The 16,883-nt window shown below is 58.5% G+C and carries 13 protein-coding genes; 4 read left to right on the top strand and 9 right to left on the bottom strand.

Annotated features, from left to right (window positions below; translation table 11 throughout):
* Nucleotides 1–80: 80 nt before the first annotated feature.
* The 9 genes from BWI76_RS04475 to citC all read right to left on the bottom strand — a co-directional run bounded on the left by BWI76_RS04475 (nt 81) and on the right by citC (nt 11,706).
* Nucleotides 81–965 carry an ROK family protein gene (locus BWI76_RS04475; RefSeq protein WP_004872251.1) on the bottom strand — a complete coding sequence of 295 codons (885 nt, stop codon included), beginning with the start codon at nt 963–965 and terminating at the stop codon, nt 81–83.
* A gap of 138 nt (nt 966–1,103) precedes the next feature.
* On the bottom strand, nt 1,104–4,328 hold the full coding sequence (gene carB, locus BWI76_RS04470) for a carbamoyl-phosphate synthase large subunit (protein ID WP_024360287.1): 3,225 nt from the start codon (nt 4,326–4,328) through the stop codon (nt 1,104–1,106).
* An 18-nt stretch (nt 4,329–4,346) separates the two neighbouring features.
* The gene (gene carA / locus BWI76_RS04465; protein WP_004128821.1) at nt 4,347–5,495 is read right to left on the bottom strand and encodes a glutamine-hydrolyzing carbamoyl-phosphate synthase small subunit; all 1,149 of its coding nucleotides are present in this window, start codon (nt 5,493–5,495) and stop codon (nt 4,347–4,349) included.
* Between the two features lie 457 nt (nt 5,496–5,952).
* Nucleotides 5,953–6,774 carry a 4-hydroxy-tetrahydrodipicolinate reductase gene (dapB, locus tag BWI76_RS04460; protein WP_004872257.1) on the bottom strand — a complete coding sequence of 274 codons (822 nt, stop codon included), beginning with the start codon at nt 6,772–6,774 and terminating at the stop codon, nt 5,953–5,955.
* 247 nt (nt 6,775–7,021) lie between these two features.
* A complete protein-coding gene (citG, locus tag BWI76_RS04455) occupies nt 7,022–7,915 on the bottom strand; it encodes a triphosphoribosyl-dephospho-CoA synthase CitG (RefSeq protein WP_370512068.1) in 894 nt (297 codons plus the stop codon).
* Between the two features lie 34 nt (nt 7,916–7,949).
* On the bottom strand, nt 7,950–9,476 hold the full coding sequence (citF, locus tag BWI76_RS04450) for a citrate lyase subunit alpha (RefSeq protein WP_024360284.1): 1,527 nt from the start codon (nt 9,474–9,476) through the stop codon (nt 7,950–7,952).
* A gap of 10 nt (nt 9,477–9,486) precedes the next feature.
* The gene (gene citE / locus BWI76_RS04445) at nt 9,487–10,356 is read right to left on the bottom strand and encodes a citrate (pro-3S)-lyase subunit beta (protein WP_004872260.1); all 870 of its coding nucleotides are present in this window, start codon (nt 10,354–10,356) and stop codon (nt 9,487–9,489) included.
* A complete protein-coding gene (citD, locus tag BWI76_RS04440; RefSeq protein WP_004872262.1) occupies nt 10,353–10,646 on the bottom strand; it encodes a citrate lyase acyl carrier protein in 294 nt (97 codons plus the stop codon). Before citD ends, citE begins: the two co-directional genes overlap by 4 nt.
* Before the next feature lie 31 nt (nt 10,647–10,677).
* Nucleotides 10,678–11,706: a [citrate (pro-3S)-lyase] ligase gene (gene citC / locus BWI76_RS04435; protein ID WP_004872264.1), complete on the bottom strand. Its 1,029-nt coding sequence runs from the start codon at nt 11,704–11,706 to the stop codon at nt 10,678–10,680.
* Between the two features lie 278 nt (nt 11,707–11,984).
* Here citC and citS point away from each other — a divergent pair, with 278 nt between their 5' ends.
* The 4 genes from citS to BWI76_RS04415 all read left to right on the top strand — a co-directional run bounded on the left by citS (nt 11,985) and on the right by BWI76_RS04415 (nt 16,833).
* Nucleotides 11,985–13,325: a citrate/sodium symporter CitS gene (gene citS / locus BWI76_RS04430; protein WP_004872267.1), complete on the top strand. Its 1,341-nt coding sequence runs from the start codon at nt 11,985–11,987 to the stop codon at nt 13,323–13,325.
* Nucleotides 13,326–13,485: 160 nt separating this feature from the next.
* Nucleotides 13,486–13,737: an oxaloacetate decarboxylase subunit gamma gene (locus BWI76_RS04425; protein WP_004872269.1), complete on the top strand. Its 252-nt coding sequence runs from the start codon at nt 13,486–13,488 to the stop codon at nt 13,735–13,737.
* Between the two features lie 15 nt (nt 13,738–13,752).
* Entirely contained in the window at nt 13,753–15,519 is a 1,767-nt protein-coding gene (oadA, locus tag BWI76_RS04420; RefSeq protein ID WP_004872273.1) for a sodium-extruding oxaloacetate decarboxylase subunit alpha, read from the top strand.
* A 12-nt stretch (nt 15,520–15,531) separates the two neighbouring features.
* On the top strand, nt 15,532–16,833 hold the full coding sequence (locus BWI76_RS04415; protein ID WP_004872275.1) for an oxaloacetate decarboxylase subunit beta: 1,302 nt from the start codon (nt 15,532–15,534) through the stop codon (nt 16,831–16,833).
* The last annotated feature ends 50 nt before the right edge of the window (nt 16,834–16,883 follow it).

Here is a 16,883-nt window from a genome sequence, read left to right as displayed (position 1 = left end):
TCATATTCATTATCACCCTAACCATCTTAGGCTAGCTGACTGACCGGGGAGAGAAAACCAGAACTCTCCGAAGTAGGCTGTTAACGCCGATCCCCCTGTTTTTGTTCGAAGTTCACCGCCGCGCCGATCAGGTTAGCCTCGTTGCGGTACTGGCAGAGCACCACGTGCGGGAGAAATTCCGTTAACGCTTTTTCATTGACCAGCTCGGCCAGGCGTTGCTTAATACCACCGAAAATCTTATCGCTGGCGGAGATACCGCCGCCGATAATCAGACAGTCTGGGTCATAGCACACCTGCAAATTCAGTAAGCCTACCGCCATCCAGTGGTAAAACTGCGCCACTTCCTGCTGCGCGATATTGTCGCCCTCCTCGGCCAGGCGAAAGACATCCTCTCCGGAGACGGAGTCAGCCGCCAGCGACATGCGCCGGGCATAACGACGCGCCGTAGCGACGGCGGTTGCCAGTTCGCTAAAGGTTTGCCCCTCGTGCAGGGTCATCATGCCAAATTCGCCGGCGTAGCGATGGCTGCCGTGGCGCAGGACTTTATTGTCGACAATCGCGCCACCGATACCTGAACCGGCAATCACAAACAGTACGCTGTCATACTCGCGGCCCGCGCCCAATGCCGCCTCGGCGATACCCGCCGAGTTGGCGTCGTTCTCAATGCATACCGGAAGTGAAAACAGCCCGGAAAGCTCTTCGACGATGGGAAAGTGATGAATATAGGGAATGGCGCTCAGGCCGCTAATGACCCCGCTCTGCGGATCCACACACCCGGGAGCACTAATTGAGATCCCATCAATGGCGTAGCGCGGCTGGAACTGTTGATAAAGATCCAATAGCCGATTTTTCATCTCTTCCCAGCTATCAGGCGTCTCAACCGATGCGGTGTCCTTCAGCTCCCCCTGCTGCCAGACGCCATATTTAATCGATGTACCGCCCCAATCAAACAAAAGTATCGCCATGTAGTTATCCTTGCGTGCGTCATGAAATGGTTTTGTTCCATTAAGGATGAACCCTCCCGCCCCGTTTCGCTTTATCGCGACGCAAAAAAAAGCGCCTCCGGCGTTGGCCACCGGAGGCGCTTTTACTGGCAGATGAGATTACTTTTTAATCTGCGCGTGCATTTCCTGTACCGAGGTCACCTTCTCCATCGCGTTGGCATTCAGCGCCATTGCGGTAGCGAAACCGCCGTTCAGCGTGGTGTCGTAGTGCACCTTGTACTGCAGCGCGCTGCGGCGAATCAGCTTGGAGTCTTCAATCGCCTGACGGCCCGCGGTGGTGTTGATGATGTAGGTATATTCGCCATTCTTGATACGGTCCTGAATGTGCGGACGGCCTTCATGCACCTTGTTCACCAGACGCGGGTTGATGCCGGCTTCGCCCAGCACAATCGCGGTACCGTGGGTCGCATCCAGCTCGAAGCCAAACTTCAGCAGTTTTGCCGCCAGATCCACCACGCGCTCTTTGTCGCCTTCGCGAACGGAGAGCAGCGCGCGCCCTTGTTTCTTCATCGTCGAGTTGCTGCCCAGCTGCGCCTTGGCGAACGCTTCCGCGAAGGTGCGGCCTACGCCCATGACTTCACCGGTAGAGCGCATTTCCGGCCCTAACAGCGGGTCAACGCCCGGGAATTTGTTAAACGGCAGCACCACCTCTTTCACCGAGTAGTACGGCGGGATGATCTCTTTGGTTACGCCCTGCTGGGCCAGCGTTTGGCCGACCATTACGCGCGCCGCGACTTTTGCCAGCGGTACGCCGGTGGCTTTCGAGACGAACGGGACGGTACGCGCCGCGCGCGGGTTGACTTCAATCAGGTAGACTTCGTTGTTTTTAACCGCAAACTGCACGTTCATCAGGCCGCGAACCTGCAGCTCAAAGGCCAGCTTCTGCACCTGCTCGCGCATCACATCCTGAATTTCCTGGCTCAGGGTGTAGGCCGGCAGTGAACACGCGGAGTCGCCGGAGTGCACGCCCGCCTGCTCGATATGCTCCATGATGCCGCCAATCAGCACCATTTCGCCGTCGCAGATTGCATCGACGTCGACTTCAACCGCATCGTCAAGGAAGCGGTCCAGCAGCACCGGCGCATCGTTAGAGACGCTGACCGCGGTCTGGAAGTAGCGACGCAGGTCGATTTCATCGTAGACGATTTCCATCGCACGGCCGCCAAGCACATAGGACGGGCGCACCACCAGCGGGTAGCCAATCTCTTTCGCCTTTTCGACCGCCATTTCGATCGCGGTCACGGTGGCGTTGGCCGGCTGCTTCAGCTTCAGGCGGTCAACCGCGTGCTGGAAGCGTTCGCGGTCTTCCGCGCGGTCGATAGCATCCGGGCTGGTGCCGATAACCGGCACGCCAGCCGCTTCCAGCGCGCGCGCCAGCTTCAGCGGAGTCTGGCCGCCGTACTGTACGATAACGCCTTTTGGCTTCTCTATACGCACGATTTCCAGCACGTCTTCCAGGGTTACCGGCTCGAAGTAGAGGCGGTCTGAGGTGTCGTAGTCGGTGGAGACGGTTTCCGGGTTACAGTTGACCATAATGGTCTCGTAGCCGTCTTCGCGCAGCGCCAGGGAGGCGTGGACGCAGCAGTAGTCGAATTCGATGCCCTGGCCGATACGGTTCGGGCCGCCGCCGAGCACCATGATCTTGTCGCGGTCAACGGACGGGTTCGCTTCGCACTCGTCTTCATAAGTGGAGTACATGTAGGCGGTGTCGGTGGCGAATTCCGCCGCGCAGGTATCCACGCGCTTGTAGACCGGGTGCAGGTCGTACTGGTCGCGCAGCTTGCGGATTTCCGCTTCGCGCACGCCAGCCAGCTTCGCCAGACGCGCATCGGCAAAACCTTTGCGCTTGAGCTGACGCAGGAAGTCGGCGTCGAGGCCGGTAATACCGACTTCAGCCACTTTCTCCTCCAGACGCACCAGCTCTTCAATCTGTACCAGGAACCAGCGGTCAATATTGGTCAGGTTGAACACGCCATCAACGGAGAGGCCCGCGCGGAAAGCGTCAGCGATGTACCAGATACGCTCTGCGCCAGCATCTTTCAGTTCGCGGCGAATCTTGGTCAGTGCTTCCGGGTCATCAAGGCTCACTTTCGGGTCGAAACCAGTGGCGCCCACTTCCAGGCCGCGCAGCGCTTTCTGCAGGGATTCCTGCTGGGTGCGACCAATCGCCATCACTTCGCCCACCGATTTCATCTGGGTGGTGAGGCGGTCGTTAGCGCCGACGAATTTTTCAAAGTTGAAGCGCGGGATTTTAGTCACGACGTAGTCGATGGACGGTTCAAACGACGCCGGGGTACGGCCGCCGGTGATATCGTTCATCAGCTCATCAAGGGTGTAACCTACCGCCAGCTTCGCCGCGACTTTGGCAATCGGGAAGCCGGTGGCTTTCGAGGCCAGCGCCGAGGAGCGGGAGACGCGCGGGTTCATCTCGATAACGATCAGGCGACCATCTTTCGGGTTCACCGAGAACTGAACGTTGGAACCGCCGGTTTCGACGCCGATTTCACGCAGTACCGCCATCGAGGCGTTACGCATGATTTGGTACTCTTTGTCGGTCAGGGTTTGCGCCGGCGCCACGGTGATGGAGTCGCCGGTATGGATGCCCATGGCGTCGAAGTTTTCGATAGAGCAGACGATGATGCAGTTGTCGTTTTTATCACGCACCACTTCCATCTCGTACTCTTTCCAGCCGATTAGCGATTCATCAATCAGCAGCTCGTTAGTCGGCGAGAGATCCAGGCCGCGTTCGCAGATTTCTTCGAACTCTTCACGGTTGTAGGCAATACCGCCGCCGGTGCCGCCCATGGTAAAGGAAGGACGGATGATGCACGGGAAGCCAACGTCAGCGGCAACCGCCAGCGCTTCTTCCATGGTATGGGCGATGCCGGAACGCGCGGTGTCGAGGCCGATTTTCTTCATCGCCACGTCGAAACGGCGGCGGTCTTCGGCTTTATCAATCGCATCGGCGGTGGCGCCAATCATGGTCACGCCGAACTCGGCCAGCACGCCCTGACGCTCCAGCTCCAGCGCGCAGTTCAGCGCCGTCTGGCCGCCCATAGTCGGCAGAACCGCATCCGGACGCTCTTTCTCAATAATCTTGCGCACCACTTCCCAGTGAATCGGCTCGATGTAGGTGGCATCGGCCATTTCCGGGTCGGTCATGATGGTAGCCGGGTTAGAGTTCACCAGAATGACGCGGTAACCCTCTTCGCGCAGCGCTTTACACGCCTGGGCGCCGGAGTAGTCAAACTCACACGCCTGACCGATAACAATCGGGCCCGCGCCCAGAATCAGGATGCTTTTTATATCTGTACGTTTTGGCATGGCTCTCTTAACTCCTGATTATTTCGCGGACTGACGGTACTGCTCAATTAATTCGATAAAATGGTCGAACAGCGGTGCGGCATCGTGCGGGCCAGGGCTCGCTTCCGGGTGCCCCTGGAAGCTGAACGCCGGTTTGTCGGTACGGTGAATGCCCTGCAGGGTGCCGTCGAACAGCGACTTGTGGGTCACGCGCAGGTTAGCGGGCATAGACGCTTCATCCACCGCAAAACCGTGGTTCTGCGCGGTGATCATCACCACGTTGTTATCCATATCTTTTACCGGATGGTTGCCGCCGTGGTGGCCGAACTTCATCTTCACGGTCTTCGCGCCGCTCGCCAGCGCCAGCAGCTGATGGCCGAGGCAGATGCCGAATACTGGAATGTCGGTTTCCAGGAACTTCGTAATCGCGTCGATAGCGTAATCACAAGGCGCCGGGTCGCCAGGGCCGTTGGACAGGAAAATACCGTCCGGATTCATCTTCAGCACCTCTTCAGCGGAGGTCTGCGCCGGAACCACCGTCAGACGGCAGCCGCGATCGACCAGCATGCGCAGAATGTTGCGCTTGGCGCCGAAATCGTAGGCCACCACGTGGAACGGCAGCTCGCTTTCCGCTTTGGCTTCCGGCAGGTCTCCCGCCAGCGTCCAGCTCCCCTGCGTCCAGCTGTAGGTTTCTGCGGTCGTCACTTCCTTCGCCAGATCCATACCGTTGAGGCCCGGGAACGCTTTCGCTTTTTCCAGCGCCAGCTGCGCGTCCGGACTGTCGCCGGCGATGATGCAGCCGTTCTGCGCGCCTTTTTCACGCAGCAGACGGGTCAGCTTACGCGTATCGATATCGGCAATCGCCACGATGTTATGGCGCTTCAGATAAGAAGAGAGGTCTTCGGTATTGCGGAAGTTGCTGGCAATCAGCGGCAGATCGCGAATGACCAGACCCTGAGCATGTACCTGAGAAGACTCTTCATCGGCGGCATTGGTGCCGACGTTGCCGATATGGGGATAGGTTAGAGTGACGATTTGGCGGGAATAGGAAGGATCAGTGAGGATTTCTTGATAACCGGTCATTGAAGTATTGAAAACGACTTCCCCAACCGCCGTGCCGGTAGCCCCTATGGCCCGACCGTGAAACTGGGTTCCGTCTTCCAGAACCAATAGCGCTGACTTAATCAAAACACCCTCCAGAGAATATCCACTCACTTTATTTGCATATTAATTCATAATGTAGATCTGAATCAATGCAAATCTGTTGCCCGCAGAATTTTGGCAAACGGCGGCATTCTGGAGAGATGGCCGGTAAAAGTCAACTTAAAGCGGATATTTTTAATCTTGTTTCAAGCGACTATTCAGCAATACCGGTCTTAACGGGCAAAAAGATCAACTAACTAGCCTGGGAAAACGCTTGCGGAGGTGGATGATTGTAAAATCTTAGCGCAGGGATTGAAAAAGTAGACCAGACGGTCAAAATTTACAATAAAACAACAAAAAATACGCAGATAACGTATTATTTTGTAGATTTAACCATAAAAAATATCTAAAACCCAAAAAATAAAAAAGGGCAATAAAATATTGCCCCTTGCAATCAATTACTTATTGAATGCAATAACCACATCACGATGGGTAATAATCGTTATAAAGAGTTCAGTTCAAGCACATCACGCATATCAAAAAGACCGTTTTTCTTACCTTTCAACCATAAAGCAGAGCGTACGGCGCCATTAGCAAAAGTCATCCGGCTGGAGGCCTTGTGACTGATTTCAATGCGTTCACCGATATCCGCAAACATCGCCGTATGCTCGCCGACGATATCCCCGGCGCGGACGGTCGCAAAACCGATAGTGCCGGGAACGCGTTCGCCGGTGTAGCCTTCGCGACTGTAGACCGCACACGCTTTCAGATCTTTATCCAGGGCACCGGCAATCGCTTCGCCCATCGCCAGCGCCGTACCCGATGGCGCATCCACTTTGTGGCGATGATGCGCTTCGATAATCTCAATATCGGTATAGTCGCCCATCACCTTCGCTGCCTTCTCCAGCAACTTGAGCATCACGTTGACACCGACGCTGAAGTTGGCGGCAAAGACGATGGCGATCTCCTGCGAAGCCTCGCGAATGGCCTGTTTGCCGGCGTCGTCAAAACCGGTGGTGCCGATAACCATTCCTTTACCGTGTTGACGGCAAAAGGCGAGATGGTTCAGCGTGCCTTCCGGGCGGGTAAAGTCGATGAAAACGTCGAAATCGTCTTTTACCGCCTCAAGGCTGCTTTGCACCACAACCCCCGCCTTGCCTGCGCCCGCCAGCTCGCCCGCGTCGCTGCCGAGCAGCGACGAACCTTCGCGCTCCAGCGCCGCGCCAAGCGCCGCGCCGTCCATCTGCTGTACTGCCTGAATTAACTGGCGTCCCATCCGGCCGCCCGCGCCCGCGATGGCCACGCGGATTTGTGCATCATGCATAGCTATTCTCTTTTGTTAACACTACGTAAATTGTTTTCAGAGTAACCAGCCCATCGATGGGCCGCTACTCAAAAACACCGATAATTAGAAATTTATGACAAACTGCCGCCGATATCAGTAAAAACTATAAGATTGTGCCGAGAATTTGCCGTTGAGTAGTGAGGAGAGAGGAGCAAGCGCGGTCCGCAACCCCGGATCGGCCCTCTGCTGGCCAATCCGGGTAAACCGTCGAGATAAAAGCGAGCGATTAGTGCAGGAACAGCTCCCCGGCCGGGAAACCGGACAGGAACGAGGTGACCGCCAGCAGGTCGGCGCTGCCGCCGGGGCTAAGGTGACGGACAATCAGTTCATCATCCAGCTGGCGAAGCGCTTCCAGACCGCCGTCGGTCAGCACACCGCCTTCCCACAGCAGCCTTTGCGCCTGCTGCTGCACAAAATTCAGCCCTTCAAGCCCGCCGCGCGACACCAGGTTGGTGTCGTCATTCCAGGCCATCAGGTGCAGCAGGGTCTGCAATAACGCCAGATTGGTATCGCCGGTCTCCGCCATAACGCGATTGAATACCGGCATCGCCTGGGTGCGCACGGTGCGAAAGCCACTCTCCGCTTCGCCCCGGGCGCCGGAGAGCCCGTAGCGCAGGAAATGACCTTCGCCTTTACTCACCTTCTTTCCCGCGGCAGAGGAGAGCTCACGCCCGACCAGCCCCCGGCAGAAGCGGGCCACCTGATCGCAAACCCGGTGCTGCTCAACCGGCTCTCCTCTTGCCACCAACCTTCCCACCGCCGCGCTGAGCAGGCCAAAAGCGAAGATCGCGCCGCGATGGGTATTCACTCCGCCGGTGGCTGCCAGCATATCCGTCTCGCAGGCCATGCCTACCGGACGCAGCATCGTCAGCACCTTTTCCGGCATGATATTGGCGGTGTCGTGGCCCATAATGAAAAACTTCTCCATCCACGGGGCGACAACCGCCGTGCTGGCCTCAAAGGAGGCCAGATCCATATCCCGATGCGCGCCGGCGTTACGAATATCCACCAGCCCGGGCTTCGGCGTCAGGCGAACTTCGGTCAGCAGCGCCCGTTCCACACGTGAAACCATCTCCTCCGCCGCCACCGTTTGACGGCTCGATGGGCGATGCTGGCTCATCATCACTTCGCTCATGCCTTTCTCCTCAGCGCGTTTAACCGGCGCTTTTAACCTGATGAATGACGTCGATCACCGAACCGTCGCGATAGCGCACGACGGCCACCACCCGATCGGTAAATGCGATCGGCTCAGGCTTGCCGGTCAAAAGCTCGGCGCGCTGCTGTAGCGCTTCGATGGTCATCAGCGGGATATCCGCCTGACGCAGGCGATCGATCAGATCCTGACGCGCCGGGTTGACGGCGATACCGTGGTCGGTCACCAGCACATCCACGCTGGCGCCCGGCGTCACGCGGGTTAACACCTTCTCGACCACGCACGGAATGCGTCCACGCACCAGCGGCGCGGTGATAATGGTTAAGTCAGCACCCGCCGCCGTATCGCAGTGGCCGCCGGATGCCCCGCGCAGCACGCCGTTAGAGCCGGTCATCACGTTAACGTTGAATCCGGTATCGATTTCCAGCGCGCTCAGCATCACCACGTTCAGGCGTTCGCAGGCGATGCCTTTCGAACCCGGATTGGCGTATTGATTAGCGGAAATTTCGATATGGTTAGGGTTATTGGCCAGCGAACGCGCGGCGTCGCCGTCGAAAGACTGGGTATCCAGCAGCGCTTTGATCAGGCCCTTTTCGTGCAGATCGACCATTGTGCCGGTAATCCCGCCCAGACCAAAGCTGGCGGTAATGTTGTGACGGCGCATCTTATCTTCGAGGAAGCGGGTCACCGCCAGCGAGGCGCCGCCGGTACCGGTTTGCAAAGAGAAGCCATCTTTAAAATAACCGGAGTGCTCGATCACTTTCGCCGCCTGGCGGGCGATCAGCAGTTCGCGCGGGTTGCTGGTCAAACGGATCGCCCCGGCGGTGATTTTCGCCGGATCGCCGACCTCGTCGACCTGCACGATCAGATCGACCTGATCCTGGGCGATGCTGGCCGGATAGTTTGGATAATCCACCCACTCTTCGGTCAGCAGCACCACGCATTTGGCGGCATCGGCATCCACTTTGGCGTAGCCCAGCGATCCGCAGCGGGATTTACCGCTAAAGCCGTTGGCGTTGCCGTATTCATCGCAGCACGGCACGCCGAGGAACGCCACGTCAATGTTTAGCTCGCCGCTTTGTACTAAATACGCGCGGCCGCCGTGGGAGTGGATTTGGACCGGATTTTCCATCAGACCGGCGGAGATCTCTTCTCCCAGCTTACCGCGCAGGCCGGAGGTGTAAATCTGGCGGATCACGCCATTTTTAATATGTTCAATCAGCGGCCAGTGGGCGTCGATCAGCGAGCTTGAGGCCAGCGTCAGATCGCGAAAGCCCATTTCAGCCAGCTTCGCCACCACCATATTGACCACCTTGTCACCGCCGCGAAAGGCGTGGTGAAAAGAGATGGTCATGCCGTTTTGCAGGCCCGAACGGCGAATCGCCTCCTCCAGCGAGGCGCAGATTTTACGTTGGCGCTTTTCGCTTTCGCTGGCCAGCCACGGGCTTTTCGCCGTCACGCCCGCATAGGGCGCTAATCCTTCCGGCATCACGTACTGCTGATTAAGCATTGCTACGGTCTCTTTCATTATTTGCTCCTTAATCACGAATGCCGGAAGCCGACAGCGCCACGACTTTGCGCGCATGGTCGATAATCGGTCCATCTATCATCTTACCGTTCAGCGATACCACGCCCAGACCGCGCTCTTCCGCCTCTTCCGCCGCCGCGATCACATCGCGCGCATGCTCAACGTCTTTCAGGGTTGGGGCATAAACCTGATGCAGCAGTTCAATCTGGCGCGGGTTGACCAGCGATTTGCCGTTAAAGCCGAGGTTTTTCGCCAGATTCGCTTCCGCGAGGAAACCTTCTTCATTGTTAATGTCCGACCACACCACGTCATAGGCCGCGATCCCGGCGACGCGCGCCGCGTGCAGCACCGCGCAGCGGGCATAAAACAGCTCGGTGCCGTCGCCGCGGCAGGTGCCCATATCCATCACGTAGTCAAAGGCCGCCAGCGCGATCGCCGACAGACGCGGGCTGGAGCGCGCGATCTCGACCGCATTCACCACCCCCAGCGCCGACTCAATCGCCGCCATGAGCTTAGTGCTGCCCACTTCCCGTCCGCACTCGCGTTCAATCCGCTCGACGTGCGCTTCCAGTTCATGGATATCTTCTTTGCTGTCGGTCTTCGGCAGGCGCACCATATCCACCCCCGCGCGCACTACCGCCTCCAGATCGGCGAGGCCAAACGGCGTATTGAGCGGGTTAATACGCACCACGGTTTCCACATCCCGATAGAGCGGATGCTGTAGCGCGTGATGCACCAGCAGGCGGGCGGTATCTTTTTCACGGAGCGAAACGGCATCTTCGAGGTCAAACATCACCGCGTCAGCGCCGTACACAAACGAGGTGCTTAACATCGCGGCGTTGGCGCCGGGGATAAACAGCATACTGCGACGAGGTTTCATAGCTGGCTCCATTGCAGTTGAGATTGTTGCGCCGCGCGCAGCGCCGCGGCCTGAACGCGAGCCTTCAGCACGCACTCCAGCGCGCCTTTATCATCGACGACCACATTCGCGCGAGTGACACCAAGCTGCGCCAGGGTCTCTCTGACCACCTGCTCAATCGCCGCGCCGAACTGCTGCTTCACAATACTGTCGATTTCAAGCTGAATACCCGGCTCATTGGCAGGCCCAATCCTGACCATGACATCGCTGGATTCCAGCGTGCCGGCCAGGGCGTCAATCATCATTTCCATAGAGGCTGATCCTTAGTTATGGAGGTAATATCTAGGCGGTTTGATGTTCGCTTTCCGCCAGCTGCATCAGAAAAGAGAGCGTTCCCGGCGGAACCAGCGGCGCAATAGCCGACCACTGGCGCTCCTTATAGAGTTTGCGCACCCGTGAAGCCGAAATCGGTGCGCCGTCTTTCTCGACCCGCTCCAGCTCCACCACCTGAATCGCGGGCGTCTCGCCGGGCGCTTCCAGCAGTTCCTTCATGCGCAGGTTGTAGTTACGGGTTAAAGAGCACAGCGGCTCGCTACCGACAAAACGGTGGGTAATCTGTAGCGCCGGGGCTAAATGTTCGCGGAAAAGCTGTAGGTCGATCTGGCAGTGGCAATCATCGACCACGCCTTTATCTTTGAGGAAATAGCCGGGGAAAGTCGCCCGGGAGATCAGATAAGCCGAACCTGGATGTAAGGTCACGTTGGCGATCCCGGCGATCCCCTGTTCAATCAGCGCCACGCGATCCTGATAGCTGAAAAATGAAGCGTCTTCTTTCACCACAAACAGATGCAGCCAGTCGCACTGGCGAGCGGCCTGCTCTACCAGCCAACGGTGTCCCAGGGTAAAGGGATTGGCGTTCATCACGATAGCGCCGATTTTTTCCCCGGGCTGGCGGTACATGGTCAGTTGGCGGCAATAGCGCGCCAGGCGTTCGCGGCTATTTTCCATTAACACCGCCTGGTCACCCGCGCGGGCGATAGGCCAGAATCCGGCGCTGGAAAATAGCGCCGCGTTATCGGGTTTAGTGAACAGGAACAGCTCGCTGCGGCCCAGCTCATACGCCAGGGTCATCAGCTCAGTCAGCAGCTTCAGGCTGAGCCCTTCTCCCTGCAACGACGGGTCGACGGCAATACACTTCAGGACGCATCCGGCAATCGCGCCGCAGCCGACAATGCGCCGCTGATCCTCGGCGACAATCACCCTTTCGCAATCCGCCTCCAGCGAGAGCTGATGCTGATGAAGAAAGAGGTCAACGGCCTCTCGCCGCCGGGGATCTTTTTGTACGGTGACGCGTTTTATTATCAGATTCATTTTTTAGCGCTTCATTAACCAAAAACGGACTGTATTTCGCCACCGTTCCCGCAGCGGTTCTTTTATTTAAATCACATTTTTCCGCGTACCTTAATTGGCTTTATGGTTTTTATGTTGTTAATTAATTCAGAAGAATAAAAACAATTAAATTAATTAAAAACACGGCCAATCAGTGAAGATAATCACATATCGCCGTGGAACATATTTATTATTATGCCGCCGTTCTATTATTGCTTGTTCTAACGCCATTATTCCTTTTTTTAACAGGGTGACGTCATATGACTAATATGAGCCAGGCTCCATCTGCGGAGAAAAAAGGCGTTAGCGATATTCTGGGGTTTAAAATCTTCGGCATGCCGCTACCGCTTTACGCCTTTGCGTTAATCACTTTACTACTTTCACATTTTTATAATGCCCTGCCGACCGACATTGTCGGCGGCTTCGCCATCATGTTTATTATTGGCGCCGTTTTTGGAGAAATTGGCAAACGCCTGCCAATCTTCAATAAATATATCGGTGGCGCGCCGGTGATGATCTTCCTCGTTGCCGCCTATTTCGTTTACGCTGGCATTTTTACCCAGAAAGAAATTGAGGCGATCACCAATGTGATGGATAAAAGTAATTTCCTGAATTTATTCATCGCCGTGTTGATTACCGGCGCCATTCTCTCGGTTAACCGTAAACTGCTGCTGAAATCTCTGCTCGGCTATATTCCAACCATCTTAATGGGGATCCTCGGCGCATCCATCTTCGGTATTCTTATCGGCTTGTGCTTCGGTATTTCCGTAGACCGCATCATGATGCTGTACGTCCTGCCGATTATGGGCGGCGGCAACGGCGCTGGCGCGGTGCCGCTGTCTGAAATTTATCACTCCGTTACCGGCCGTTCGCGTGAAGAGTACTACTCAACCGCGATCGCTATCCTGACCATCGCCAACATCTTTGCCATCGTCTTTGCCGCGCTGCTCGATATTATCGGTAAAAAACACACCTGGCTGAGCGGCGAAGGCGAGCTGGTACGCAAGGCCTCCTTCAAAGTAGAAGATGATGAAAAAGCGGGCCAGATTACCCATCGCGAAACGGCCGTCGGCCTTGTGCTCGCCACCACCTGCTTCCTGCTGGCCTACGTTATCGCCAAGAAAATTCTGCCCAGCATTGGCGGCGTGTCTATCCACTATTTTGCCTGGATGGTGCTGATTGTCGCAGCCCTGAACGCTTCAGGTCTCTGCTCGCCGGAAATCAAAGCTGGCGCCAAACGTCTGTCTGACTTCTTCTCTAAACAACTGCTGTGGGTGCTGATGGTCGGCGTCGGCGTGTGCTACACCGACCTGCAGGAAATTATCGACGCGATCACCTTCGCTAACGTGGTGATTGCCGCTGTGATTGTCGTCGGCGCCGTCGTCGGCGCCGCTGTCGGCGGCTGGCTGATTGGCTTCTTCCCGATTGAATCGGCGATTACCGCGGGCCTGTGCATGGCTAACCGCGGCGGTTCCGGCGACCTGGAAGTACTCTCTGCCTGTAACCGTATGAATCTTATCTCCTATGCGCAAATCTCTTCCCGTTTGGGCGGCGGAATTGTGCTGGTCATCGCCAGCATCGTGTTCGGCATGATGATGTAACCAACACGCACGATGGCGATATTTGAGCGTCAACCACAGAGGTGCAAATTAGGGTCCAGAGCCGGGGGCGGCTTCGGGAAATCCACCCTACTCCTTAGCCGGAAGCACCGATTGGTTAACCTTCAAAGGCGCCATCGTGCCCTTACTTTTGGATCGTTTCATGACTGATGCAGCACTGTTACTGGGTGAAGGCTTCACCCTGATGTTCCTCGGCATGGGGTTCGTGCTGGCGTTTCTGTTTGTGCTGATTTTCGCCATCCAGGGCATGTCCGCCGCCGTCAACCGCGTCTTCCCCGAACCGGCTCCGACGCCCAGAGCCGCTCCTGCCGCCGCCGCGCCCGCTGACGACTTCGCCCGCTTAAAGCCGGTGATTGCCGCCGCTATCCACCACCATCGCCGACTTAACCCTTAATTCACGGAGGAATCCATGACCGTTGCCATTACCGATGTCGTCCTGCGCGACGCCCACCAGTCCCTGTTCGCCACCCGCCTGCGCCTCGACGATATGCTCCCCGTCGCCGCGCAGCTCGACGACGTGGGCTACGGCTCCCTCGAGTGCTGGGGCGGCGCCACCTTTGACGCCTGCATCCGCTTCCTCGGCGAGGACCCGTGGGTCCGCCTGCGCGAGCTGAAAAAGGCCATGCCGAAGACCCCGTTACAGATGCTGCTGCGCGGCCAGAACCTCCTCGGCTACCGCCACTACGCCGATGACGTGGTGGAACGCTTTGTTGAGCGCGCCGTCAAAAACGGCATGGACGTCTTCCGCGTCTTCGACGCCATGAACGACCCGCGCAATATGCAGGCCGCCCTGCGGGCGGTGCGCAGCCACGGGGCGCACGCCCAGGGGACTCTGAGTTACACCACCAGCCCGGCCCACTCCCTGCAGACCTGGCTCGATTTAACCGAACAGCTGCTGGAAACCGGCGTCGACTCCATCGCCATCAAGGACATGTCCGGTATCCTCACCCCGATGGCGGCGTATGAACTGGTCAGCGAAATCAAGAAGCGCTATGACGTCAGGCTGCACCTGCATGCTCATGCCACCACCGGGATGGCGGAGATGGCCCTGCTGAAGGCCATCGAGGCGGGCGTCGACGGCGTGGACACGGCCATCTCTTCCATGAGCGCCACCTACGGCCACCCGGCCACCGAGGCGCTGGTGGCGACGCTGGCCGGAACGGAACACGACACCGGGCTGGATATCCTGAAGCTGGAGAGCATCGCGGCCTACTTCCGCGAGGTGCGCAGGAAATATCACGCCTTTGAAGGCCAGCTGAAGGGCACCGACAGCCGTATCCTCGTGGCCCAGGTGCCGGGCGGGATGCTCACCAACCTCGAGGGCCAGCTGAAGCAGCAGAACGCCGCCGACAAACTCGACCAGGTGCTGGCGGAAATCCCCCGCGTGCGCGAGGACCTCGGCTTTATTCCTTTAGTCACCCCGACCTCGCAGATTGTCGGCACCCAGGCGGTGCTTAACGTCCTGACCGGGGAGCGCTACAAAACCATCGCTAAAGAAACGGCGGGCATTCTGAAGGGTGAATACGGCCACACCCCGGTGCCGGTCAATGCCGCCCTGCAGGCGCGCGTGCTGGAGGGGGCCGCCCCGGTGACCTGCCGCCCGGCGGACCTGCTGAAGCCGGAGCTGGCTGCACTGGAAGAGGACGTGAAGCGCCAGGCGCAGGAGAAGGGCATCATGCTTGCCGATAACGCCATCGACGACGTGCTGACCGTGGCCCTGTTCCCGCAGGTCGGTCTGAAGTTCCTTGAGAACCGCAATAACCCGGCGGCCTTTGAGCCGGTCCCGCAGGCGGAAACCGCGCAGCCGGTGGCAAAAGCGGAGAAACCTGCCGCCTCCGGCGTCTACACCGTGGAAGTGGAAGGCCAGGCCTTTGTGGTGAAGGTCAGCGACGGCGGCGATATCAGTCAACTGACCGCGGCTGTTCCTGCCACCGCGCCAGCCGCTGCCGCTCCGGCAGGTGCAGGCGCCCCGGTGACCGCGCCGCTGGCGGGCAATATCTGGAAGGTGACTGCCACCGAGGGCCAGACGGTCGCCGAAGGCGACGTGCTGCTGATCCTCGAAGCCATGAAGATGGAAACCGAAATCCGCGCCGCGCAGGCCGGCACCGTGCGCGGTATCGCGGTGAAATCCGGCGACGCGGTCTCCGTGGGCGACACCCTGATGACGCTGGCGTAAGGAACAGGAACCATGGAAAGTCTGAACGCCCTGATTCAGGGCATGGGCCTGATGCACCTCGACATCGGCCAGGCCATCATGCTGCTGGTGAGCCTGCTGCTGCTGTGGCTGGCGATTGCGAAGAAGTTCGAGCCGCTACTGCTGCTGCCGATTGGCTTCGGCGGCCTGCTGTCGAATATCCCGGAGGCCGGGCTGGCGCTGACCGCCCTGGAGAGCCTGCTGGCGCACCACGACGCCGGGCAGCTGGCGGTGATTGCCGCGAAGCTCAACTGCCTGCCGGACGTTCATGCCATCAAGGAGGCATTAGCCCTGGCCCTGCCGTCGGTGCAGGGGCAGATGGAGCAGCAGGCGGTGGATATGGGCTACTCCGCCGGGGTGCTGGCGGTGTTCTATAAGGTCGCCATCGGGTCGGGTATCGCCCCGCTGGTGATATTTATGGGCGTCGGGGCGATGACCGACTTCGGTCCGCTGCTGGCCAACCCGCGCACCCTGCTGCTGGGGGCGGCGGCGCAGTTCGGTATCTTCGCCACGGTGCTCGGGGCGCTGACGCTGAACTACTTCGGGATTATCAGCTTCACCCTGCCGCAGGCGGCGGCGATAGGCATTATCGGCGGCGCGGACGGCCCGACGGCGATTTATCTCTCGGGCAAGCTGGCGCCGGAGCTGCTGGGGGCCATCGCGGTGGCGGCGTACTCGTATATGGCGCTGGTGCCGTTAATCCAGCCGCCGATTATGAAGGCGCTGACCACGGATAAGGAGCGGAAAATCCGCATGGTGCAGCTGCGCACGGTGAGCAGGCGGGAGAAAATCCTGTTCCCGGCGGTGCTGTTGCTGCTGGTGGCGCTGCTGCTGCCGGACGCGGCGCCGCTGCTGGGGATGTTCTGCTTCGGCAACCTGATGCGCGAAAGCGGCGTGGTGGAGCGCCTGAGCGACACGGTGCAGAACGCGCTGATAAATATCGTGACCATTTTCCTCGGGTTATCGGTGGGCGCCAAGCTGGTGGCGGACAAGTTCCTCCAGCCGCAGACGCTGGGGATTCTGGTGCTGGGGGTGATTGCGTTCTGTATCGGGACGGCGGCAGGCGTGCTGATGGCGAAGCTGCTGAACCTGTTCAGTCACAACAAAATCAACCCGCTGATTGGCTCGGCCGGGGTGTCGGCGGTGCCGATGGCGGCGCGGGTATCGAACAAGGTGGGGCTGGAGTCGGACGCGCAGAACTTCCTGCTGATGCACGCGATGGGCCCGAACGTGGCGGGAGTGATTGGCTCGGCGATAGCCGCCGGGGTGATGCTCAAGTACGTGCTGGCGATGTAAATCGTTACCTTTCCCGGATTGCGGCTGACGCCTTATCCGGGCTACCGGCG

It is taken from the genome of Klebsiella sp. M5al (assembly GCF_002090195.1).
Taxonomy (GTDB): Bacteria; Pseudomonadota; Gammaproteobacteria; order Enterobacterales; family Enterobacteriaceae; genus Klebsiella; species Klebsiella grimontii.
The sequence above is the reverse complement of the archived record's forward strand: the minus strand, read 5'-3'. Positions and strand labels throughout refer to the sequence as shown.